The organism is Spirosoma utsteinense, assembly GCF_014282275.1.
Taxonomy (GTDB): domain Bacteria; phylum Bacteroidota; class Bacteroidia; order Cytophagales; family Spirosomataceae; genus Spirosoma; species Spirosoma utsteinense.
Map to the genome: position 1 here is coordinate 18,459 of NZ_VFIA01000053.1, position 10,416 is coordinate 28,874.

Annotated in this window: 7 protein-coding genes; 6 read left to right on the forward strand and 1 reads right to left on the reverse strand. The window is 48.0% G+C overall.

The window, feature by feature from the left end:
• Positions 1 to 177 precede the first annotated feature (177 nt).
• From FH603_RS24900 to FH603_RS24920, 5 genes are all read left to right on the forward strand, one after another.
• Positions 178 to 1,884, forward strand: a complete 1,707-nt coding sequence (locus tag FH603_RS24900) for a hypothetical protein (RefSeq protein ID WP_235985640.1) — start codon at positions 178 to 180, stop codon at positions 1,882 to 1,884.
• A 477-nt stretch (positions 1,885 to 2,361) separates the two neighbouring features.
• A complete protein-coding gene (locus FH603_RS24905; RefSeq protein WP_186741373.1) occupies positions 2,362 to 3,354 on the forward strand; it encodes a hypothetical protein in 993 nt (330 codons plus the stop codon).
• Positions 3,355 to 3,547: 193 nt separating this feature from the next.
• Positions 3,548 to 5,875 carry a TonB-dependent receptor gene (locus FH603_RS24910; protein ID WP_262891320.1) on the forward strand — a complete coding sequence of 776 codons (2,328 nt, stop codon included), beginning with the start codon at positions 3,548 to 3,550 and terminating at the stop codon, positions 5,873 to 5,875.
• Positions 5,865 to 6,836 carry a DUF4249 family protein gene (locus FH603_RS24915; protein WP_186741377.1) on the forward strand — a complete coding sequence of 324 codons (972 nt, stop codon included), beginning with the start codon at positions 5,865 to 5,867 and terminating at the stop codon, positions 6,834 to 6,836. Before FH603_RS24910 ends, FH603_RS24915 begins: the two co-directional genes overlap by 11 nt.
• Before the next feature lie 209 nt (positions 6,837 to 7,045).
• Positions 7,046 to 7,582: a hypothetical protein gene (locus tag FH603_RS24920; protein WP_186741379.1), complete on the forward strand. Its 537-nt coding sequence runs from the start codon at positions 7,046 to 7,048 to the stop codon at positions 7,580 to 7,582.
• Between the two features lie 714 nt (positions 7,583 to 8,296).
• Here the strand turns inward: FH603_RS24920 and FH603_RS24925 are convergent.
• A complete protein-coding gene (locus FH603_RS24925) occupies positions 8,297 to 9,349 on the reverse strand; it encodes a carboxypeptidase-like regulatory domain-containing protein (protein WP_186741381.1) in 1,053 nt (350 codons plus the stop codon).
• A 97-nt stretch (positions 9,350 to 9,446) separates the two neighbouring features.
• Between FH603_RS24925 and FH603_RS24930 the strand changes: the two genes are divergently transcribed.
• Positions 9,447 to 9,932 carry a hypothetical protein gene (locus tag FH603_RS24930; protein WP_186741383.1) on the forward strand — a complete coding sequence of 162 codons (486 nt, stop codon included), beginning with the start codon at positions 9,447 to 9,449 and terminating at the stop codon, positions 9,930 to 9,932.
• Positions 9,933 to 10,416 lie beyond the last annotated feature (484 nt).

Genomic DNA, 10,416 nt, shown 5'->3' on the forward strand with positions numbered 1-10,416 from the left:
CAGACTTTTGCGGCCGCTCGGCGGTGGTGCGGCATTACAACCGTAGCCAGGTTACGTATAAAATGACAATAATGACAGAACGAAAAGGCGGAGTTTTTACAATTTTAAGGTAGTTTGCCAGCTATTTAAATGCATCTTGCAGGGTAGTAACCTGAAAATCAGATGACCCGCTAACTAATGTCTGCTGTTCGTTGCCTAACTGTATTTTGGCTCTTTACTACGCTGTACTTACATGACTCCAAGGGGCAAGCCCAAAGTACGTACGCCCCCTTCAACACCGATTATTATCACCTGCTCGACCGCCTGGAAATCCGCAACCGATCCGGACTACCTGGCTTTCACAGTACCCAAAAGCCTTATTCACGCGCTAGTATTGCTGCCCTGCTTGATTCCCAACGGACGAACCCTCCTCGGCTTTCACCCACTGACCGGTTCAACATCGCTTATCTACGAGCCGATAACCGGGAAGGACCCAATGTTGGTAGGGACTCGCTGCCCGAAACGGGCGAACCGACTCAATCCGTTTCCGGAAGGTCTTTCCACCGACTGTCTACCGATGCGTTCGCCCGGCAGTGGCCCGGTTTCGCGTGGCATATCAATCCGGTGGTGGGTCTGGGAGTGGGTCAGCAGGCTGACACGACTCATTTGCTTACTACCGCCACCATTGGCCTGGAAACCCGGGGAAGCCTAACGAACCATATTGGCTTTTATAGCTTTTTTACGGTCAACCAGGCCCGCTACCCGCGCTATCTTCAGGAATACCGACAACGATATGAACTGGCTGGACGGGGGCTGGTTCCGGGCGAAGGAATGGCGCGGAGAAATCAGCCCGATCAAACCCAATTCTATGCTTGGCGTGGGTACCTAACCACCACGCTGCTAAAACAAGTGGGGGTCCAGCTGGGCCGGGACCGCCTGGTTTGGGGAAATGGCTACCGATCACTGCTCCTGTCCGAAACCAGCGCCCCCTACTGGTTTGTCAAACTTAATACCTGGTTAGGCCCGTTTACCTACACGAACCTCTACACCCTGTTGCGTAATACTCAATCGGCTCCACCGGGGTTGAGCCGCAATCCACCCAAATTTATGGTTATGCACCACATGAGCCTGAACCTGGGGCGGCATCTGAACGTGGGTGCCTTCGAAGCCATCGTGTTCAGCCGGGATCGGCTGGATTTGAATTACCTCAACCCCATCATCCTGTATCGATCGGTGGAGTCATCCCTTGGCAGCGTCGACAACGCCTTTATCGGGTTTGATGTGAAAGCAACCTGGGGAGGCCGTTGGCAGGCCTACAGCCAGGTGATGCTCGATGAATTTGTGTTGAGGGAATTACTTGCCCGGAAGGGATCCTGGACCAATAAATATGCCCTTCAAGTGGGCCTTAAGTACGTTGACGCTTTTGGATTGGCTAACGTCGATCTGCAGGGCGAGTTGAATTTGGCCCGCCCCTTTATGTATTCGCATCGCAGTGGTCAAACTAACTATGTTCATTACAACCAACCTTTAGCTCACCCCTTAGGCAGTAATTTTATCGAAGGACTGGGTATTGTTCGCTATCAACGCAAACGACTGCAAGGGGTGGGTACGTTCGGTCTGATGCTCACGGGTACCGATCCGCCCGGGTTAAACTACGGCGGAAGTATCCTGACGGATTATCGAACCCGTTTTCGCCCGGAAGGCAATTCTATTGGGGATCTTCGAAAAACGATTATCACTTACGCTGACCTGCGGGTGTCCTACCAGGTATGGCCTGCTGGTTTTCTGGACGTGCAGTACCTGTCGCGTTTACAAAGTAGTGAGTATGCCCCTAATTCCTACAGTAGCCGGTTGGTCAGTGTTGGTCTACGGTTAAATCTGGCCTACCGAAACTGGACCTTTTAACCCACAGCTAGTATCGCTCCTTGGAGTAGGTAAAACAACGTTGCTTTTGAGTTGCCACTAGAATCGAGAGAAGCACAAGTCATCACACTTGACTTTACAAACTTGCTCACGGGTCAATAAAACCCATGGTTGTGGGGCAAAAGGCAACGAAATAGGACCTTTTATGGCGCGTAATACACGTCTTCCAGACTTTTGCAACCGCAGCGGCGGACCCCAGCCACTGTGATTATTCAAGAAGAAAAAGGACCTGAAACCCAATTACGAACACATCTCCAACGGGGACTTTGGCGATCTAAGTTAGCTAGAAGTGGGAAAGGGGGTAAGACAGAATACATTCACTTTAGAGTTAAGCAACATTAAATGGGCAAATGTCTCAAATCCGATACAATCACACACCGACACCTGCGTAGCTTTGAGAAGCAAATTACCTTATCTTTTACTAACTAGCTGTTAGCTGTACAGACTCAATTCAACTCTATGAATAGGTTATCTTCTCAACTTCGTATTCTTACTTATCGCTTATGGGCTACTCTAGCTTCAGTTATTCTCTTACTTGTCGGATGTCAGAAATCACAGACATCTCTTCAACCCACTGAGCAATGTTCATTAACAAAAATTACCGAAGTGCTATCAGGTCCGAACGGATTTACCTCAACTTCATCTTTTGATTACAACCCTCAACATCAATTGATCTTACGAACAGTGGCTTTTATGGACGCGACTACTAGCACGGTGACGAGTAAGACGAATTACACGTATGATTACGATACTAATGGCTTCTTGACAGCTAAGCGTCAAACGGATCCACAACATCCTACTTCACTACTAAGTGAGTCTACTTATATCTACACTAATGGGCAGTTAACTCAAGCTTATTCAAAGGGATCGACATCTATTGAGTTCAAGTACAGGTACGATGCGCAAGGCCAGTTAACCGACTATTCGCAATACCTAGGAAGTGCTAATCGCGGGTATGGGACAGCGTTTCACTTTGATAAAGGAAAACTAGTAAGTGCTTCAGGAGGCCGCCATGTTGACCAAGGTCATTTGATTACCGACTACGCTGGAGACCTGTCCGGTCCAAATCCACCGACTTTATCGCAACGCTACACTTATGATCAACAAGACAGGCTTATCAAAAAAGAAACAATCGTCATTCGTACGGGAGTAACCCAATCGGCAACCACCTACTCTTATAACGATAACGGGGTATTCATTGACCCCTTAACTAGCTTGGAACACTTCAAAGGGACGCCTACTATTGAGCTTACGGGGAAGCCTGTTTTGCCCGTCAAGGCGACAGCTACTTTGGCTGATGGCAGCGTTTCTTTTGTTGTTTCATATGAGTACCAAACTAACACCAAAGGCTACCTGATCAAGAAGGTGGCTACCACTACCAACTATACAAACAATCTTCCAAGCTCAACTCAGACACAAACAACAGAGTATGCGTATGATTTGTGTCAATAGCAGACAAGCTGTTATATGAACAAGTGGACTGTATGCTACTAGAATAGGTTTACAGCCTTTACAACTGATAGATGGAAATTTGAATCATAGTAAAAAAGTGAGATATGAGATGTTTATTAAATGTACTTATTACATTAGGCATCCCGCTAGGCTCCAGTAGAGACAATGTAGCATAGAATTGGCCCGTTTTTCAATGTTTTTTCTTCGTCCCCTATTCGTTATTTTTCTCTGTCAGGTTACTGTTTATGCACAGCAAAGTTCTGCCCTTCACGGGTACGTGCAAGATGCGCAGACGGGCGAGAAATTGATTGGTGCTACTGTAAGATTGATGAACAAACCGGTAGGTACGTCAACAAATCGGTACGGCTTTTTCAGCCTGTCTGTAGCTGACATTGACTCGGTCGTTGTGTCTTATGTTGGCTATCAATCAGAACGTTTGAGCAGACAACCCACGCTGAAGGGGCCCCTAACGGTTCGGCTAAAACCAGACATAGCTATACTAAACGCCGTAACCGTTAAGCAGTCGACGGGCAAAGACACCTACGATGAGGCAACGATGGGACGATTTGTTGTACCGCTCGACATGGTTAAGAAGGCCCCGGCGCTGTTGGGTGAAAATGATATTCTTAAAACAATCCAACTGCTCCCGGGTGTGCAATCCGGCTCGGAGGGCACGGTTGGTCTCAATGTGCGGGGCGGCAGTCCAGATCAGAATTTGGTGCTCCTCGATGGCATTCCGCTCTACAACCTGAACCACCTGTTCGGTTTTTTCTCGGTCATCAACACCGATGCGGTAGCGCAGGCTGAATTTTTGAAGGGTAGTATTCCAGCCCGCTATGGGGGTCGGCTCTCCTCGGTACTCGATATCACCATGCGCGAAGGCGATCTGCAACATTGGAAGGGCAACTTTAGTCTAAGCCCCATTGCAGGACGGCTCACCGTGGAGGGGCCCATTAAAAAAGACGTTGGCTCGGTACTGGTATCGGCCCGACGTACCTGGCTCGACGCACTGTATTGGCTCGGCGACAAAGTGGCTGGAAACAGTAATAGCAGTGGCTATGGCTTCTACGACCTCAACGCCAAAGTGAACTACAAACTCGGTAGTAAAGACCGACTGTATCTGAGTTTCTACACGGGCAGTGATGCGTTTGGCACCAAAAACAGCCTGAGCAGTGCCAACTATTCCAACACCTTCGACTGGGGCAATCGCACGTTGGGCCTTCGCTGGAATCACGTCTATACCAACCGACTCTTTGGCAATGTCACGGCCAGTTCTACCAACTTTAAGTACAACCTGAGCGAGGAGTATCAGGCGGAAAACCGTTTCTATGTCAATCGGGTACGTTCCGGCATTCGTGACCTGTCCCTGCGGGCTGATTTTGATTACTTCGCTACGCCCAACCATACCATCAGATTTGGTGGTGGGTACGTTAACCACACATTCAACCCTGAAATCAGGCAGTTCCGGGCATCGACCGCCGATACAACGTATGCACCTACCCCACCCATCGTGACCAACGAGGTAAGTGCCTACGCCGAAGATGACTGGACCCTGTCCCGGCGGCTACGGGCCAATGTAGGCGTTCATTATGCCAATCAGCTCGTTGATGGGCGCACGTGGCATTCGGTGCAGCCCAGGTTGAGTGCTCGCTATCTGTTAGGGCAACAGTCGGCGCTTAAAGTGTCGTACAATCAGATGACGCAGTTTTTGCACCTACTGACCAACTCGTCGGTTGGCTTGCCCACCGATTTGTGGGTACCCGTAACGAACCGTATTCCGCCCGAACAGGCGGACTGGTGGTCGGTAGGCTACTCGAAGACGCTCAGGAAAGATTGGAATATATCGGTCGAAGCCTACTACAAACGGTTCAGAAACGTACTCGACTACAAGGAAGGCACTACCTTCTTAAACAATTTCAATACGGCCTGGTACGACCGGGTCAGTATCGGCAGGGGTACGTCTTACGGAGCTGAGTTCTATGCCGAAAAATCGGCGGGCCGCACAAAGGGGTGGGTAAGCTATACGCTGTCGTGGACCGACCGGCAGTTCGACGATATCAACGGCGGAAAACCGTTCCCCTTCAAATTTGACCGGCGGCATAACTTAGCCATTGTAGCCAGCCACGAGCTGAGCAAAAACAAGACGTTGTCGGCCAATTTTATTTTCAACACAGGTACGGCTTTAACCGTAACCGGCAATCGATATCCGGGGGCCATACCGGGAAGCGATCTGGTTTCCCAAGCCACTACGAACCCATTAGCGTGGCAGGCATCGGCGTTCTACGACAATCTACCCGATTTTAATGAACGAAATAATTTCCGAACCCCCGCTTATCACCGACTGGATGTCAGCTACCGCACTACGAAGCAGAAACGCCACGGGCAACGTAGTTGGATCATTTCATGCTACAACGTTTACAACCGTTTGAACCCCTTTTATCTCTACTACGATAAGGCACAGTTAAAACAGTTCACGTTGTTTCCGGCCATTCCATCGGTCGCCTATCAATATGATTTTTAGACTACTTACGGCATGGCTCACGCTTGGCTTATTCGTTAGCTGCGAACGAACACTGAGCATCGAAGGGCCGCCTTACCAACGAAAGGCGGTACTGACAGGGATACTCTTCCCGGATAGTGCCATCACGATTCGGCTTACCTACACGGCCCCCGCCAATACGACAACGGCGTATGAAGCGATCACCAACGCACAAGTGCAACTGGTTGATAATGGGCAACCGGCGGGCGTATTAGCCGATCGAGGGCAGGGGTTTTACCAAACGTCCGTTTTTCCCAAAGCAGGTCATACATACCGCGTGGTAGCCATCATTCCTGGTTATGGACGACTCCAGGCAGAAGACCAGATGCCTGCGCAGCCCGCTGGGCAACTGACCGTCGACAACCAGGCGCAGGACAACCCGAACAACAATCCCAACTTTCAATTGACATTTCAACCGGCTGATGCAAGTACGCCCTACTGGTTTAGCTTTTACGTGACGAAACAAGAGACAATCTTCTCGGAGGGGTGTAACACGTTCCCGGGCGATCCTCGGCCAAGGCCGTGTACCTCCCGGGATGTGTTGTACAGCCAACGGAATTACACGCTTACTAACTCAGGCTATCTGGATCGGTTCAACTCGGTTTATGACGGTTCATCGGGTGCTTACATTTACAGTGCGTTTGCCCGTTTTGATCCGGCCCTGGTGCTGGGCAAACCAGTAGACCTCGTTTTCACTACCTATAATCAGATAGCTAATCCGAAAGATCGGGTTAGCGGAGAGGTTAATGTCGTCGATCTAATCGCTACTGGTCCAAATTATGATCGGTTTCTGCGTTCGGTGTTACAGGCGCAGATGAATCAAGTCACCAGCAGCGATAACCTGTTAAATAACCCATTCGCTGAAGTTACGCCTGTTTACACCAACGTAGATGGCGGGCTTGGCGTTTTGGGTGCGGTTAGTCTAAAGCGGTTTTTCTATTAGTGTAATTACAGACTCAATCTATGGATATTTCATTAACATAATTCGTAGTAATGTAACCAGCCTCGAAATACTTCAATATCAGTAAGTTGACAAATTTATTCTGTGTTTTAGCAATATTAGTGGAATAAATCGGAGTCGCTCTTCTGCACTCACAGTTTCTAATTTCTTATATCTGTAGCTTTACGGTTGTATTCATCTGGTAACACATTATGACAAAATCTTTCGCTTTCTTTTGGGCTTTGGCCCTCCTCTTCTTAACAACGACAGTTAGTTATGCACAAAAGGCCGACCAACACAAATACTGGCTAGGCGTGGGTCTAGGAAAAAGCCAATATCATAGTGGCATGTTAGCCTTGGGGTACGAATTTGTTAACAAGCCTACTTTATTGATTGCCCGTTACACAGATAACCGTGAACTGAATTCCAAAAATGCCCCCAGCATTATAGCGCAAGAATTCGCTCTACTGTATGGCATTAAAACAGGTAAATTCCGTTTCTCAACCGGTGTCAGCAACGTTTGGGGCAGAAATCGGGGTAAATACCTATCGGTTATCGGCGAACCATTCCTCTATGGCGAACATTGGTACGAATCAGTTCGATACTCTACCGTTGGCCTACCCGCTGAGGTTCGATTTATTACTTCAACAAAGGATGTAGGGATTGGTCTAACGGCTTTTGGCAATCTGAACGCCAAGCGATCTTTCGTTGGCTTGAACCTGTCACTGTACTACGGTAAAATGAAGTAAGACAACCTGTCACGGTAAAATACAAAGCGGAATTGTTGTTGTAGAAAGTTCCGCTTTGTATTTTACCGTGATAGGTTGTATAACATGAAACTAAAGTAAGAAGCATTAAAGTCAGTTCTCTTAAACATCATAATGTTTATCATTCTATCGCATCCAAATTGGCGCTGCCGTTACACGAATCTGTGGAACATTGAAAGATGTTGTTATTGGGAGATTACAACTTGGTTTTGGTAACGCATTTTCGACATAAAAATCGAAAAAATACGGTTTAGTCGAGTCTAAACGGCTTACCAATGGGCTATAGGTCTTCACCACATGAGCGTAATATTTCCTGTTTACAGTTGCCTCTTTACCATAGTATACCCCTGACGTTATGCCGCTTGTCGTTGGCCCTAAATCAATAAGCCAGGCGTTCAGGCTACTGTCGGTGTTACAGGTTTCCCGGCCAATTACAGTAGCACTGGCTGTTTCGAAATCAATCTTCAATGGATATCTACCTTCACAGGCTGAACTGACAATCCATGTGGATAATAAATAGAAAAGGCCCCTTATCATATTGCTTTTTGACTAAACTCTGTTAGCGGAAATAAGGATATAATTCCTGTTGTATACGTGCTTTTGTGTTAACTATTTAATCACTACTTCTTTTTCAAGAAAAATTGAATCCTATAGTCTCTACCCGGTACTATTATGGGGTGTTGAATCTTGAAATAATCAATTAACTAGATGACTGTCAATAGGGCTAACAAAGACGCGGGCGCTCAGGATATGAGGCGAACGTTGCCAGGAGCCCTGACTATTGTGTCGGCAGAATGATTGGTAATTGTTCAGTGAATAGGTCAGCGTCGATGTGCTGAAGGCCGTACCCGCCTGGTAGCCCCGCCAATGCGTGTAGGGGACGACTTTCCCCTTGATCAGGGTCGTATCGGTGCGAACCTGCTCGGGATGAGCCAGCGCAAATTGTTGGTATTGGTCAGCCAATAACCGACGATCCCTAGCATCTAAAATCCATTCAAAAACAATAAAGAACTTGACTTCCGGGATGTGAATTCCGAATGAAGATAGGTCAGCTTCAAGCCAACCGCCCTGCTGGCGACGGGACGTCAGGATCACACTCTGATGAAGTAAGTCACGGCCCGGTAAACCTGTCAGGGAATCCCGGGTCAATAGACGTACCCGCAGTTTAAATTCAGCGAAGCTGTTGCTGTAAATTTGCACCGCGGCTTTCTCTATCCTGATGGGACCGCTCAATTTAGCCGACGATTGAGGAAACTTATTCTCGATCAACAGGGCCATGGCCGATCCCGCTTGCGCCGTATCGATCACGATGAAGGAGCTGTTAGCTAACTTGTTACCCAGGACGTAGCGTTTAGATTTCCGGCTGGATTTTCGGTGCGCTAGTACGTCAATGGCTGCCAGTTGAATAGGTTCGGGTTGGAGGGTAATCACCAGATTCGGTTTAATAGCCCGAACCGCAATAGACTGAGGGGTGTAACCCAGGTGAGAAATCAGCAGTGAGTCGGTTAGGTAATGAGCGGGTAACAGAAGCTGAAAGCTGCCATTCGCGTTTGATAAAGTACCGATGGGGCTGCCCACAATCCCGATATTGGCATAAGGGACCGGTTGATTGGACGCTTTATCCAGGACAAGACCACTTACCGTAGATTGAGCCAATAAGGGTGAGTACAAACCTACTAAAAGGCTTACCCAATAACCGGTGAGTTGACTACTAAATGCCCAGTTGAAGCTGCCTATCCTGAAACGCATACCGAATCTTTTTGCTGACGAGTCGACTATTAAATTCAATAAAAAACAAAGGTGTGGTACTTTCGCGGTCTACTACCAATTAAAACAGACACGTCTAATGAAAGAAAAATCAATTCGGTTCTTTACCCCCGAGGAAAACACCAATACCAAAACGCCCAAAGCCGCCACCAAAGCCACCCCATTAACGGGCTACATTTCGGCGGCGGGGAAACTGGTTTTTCCGGCTAAAACCCTGGACCAACTGGAATTGGAAGCCGACACGGTGCAGTTTCGCATTGGCACCCAGGCGGGTAAACGCAGCCTCAAATCACTCTATTTGGTACCGACTCACGACAACCAAGCAGACACCTTTGCCTTACAGAAAGCAGCCAAAAGTTATACGCTGGCCCTGGGCATAATTTTAGTAAAGGGCGGTGTTGATTACCATCAGACCAAGTATAGTTTTACCATCGAGCCGTTTGATTTCGAGGCTGGGGTAGTTGGCTATGAACTACGCCTGGCCGGCGCGTCTCCCGCGAATAAAATAGCCTACACGGGTAAGCCCCGCGGACGAAAGCCCAAGCAAGACCCAATTGCCGAGTAAACGTAAGTAGCCCTGACACACCACTTATTCAACAGAAAATTTTAGAATTTCCAACGGTTGCGCAAAAGCAGGAATTCCTTCCATATAACTACTGTGTATATGCGTTACCTACTTTTATTAAATGCTTTGCTGCTCGTGGAGGGCTGTCAACTCGTTGAACCTAACGAAGTCGCCGCTACCGTCTTCAACCACCGGTATTCAACCATGTGTACGTGTTGTGGTGGCCTGGAGGTTCAAGTGGGATCGGCTAAGTACCGGACAAGGGCTATACCCGCACCTTTTGTTACAGATACCTTGCCTGTTAACAAAGACAGTTTGAATGTCTGGATTCGCTACAAAGACGATGACAGTGATTGTGGACGAATTAAGAATGATCTAAGAGTATGTTTTGGATAGTCTAAAAATGAGAGTCCGTCTTATCTTGTAGTTACCAAGCTCCAAGATCATGAACGAATCGTTTCAAGCACTAACGGACTCTCAATGG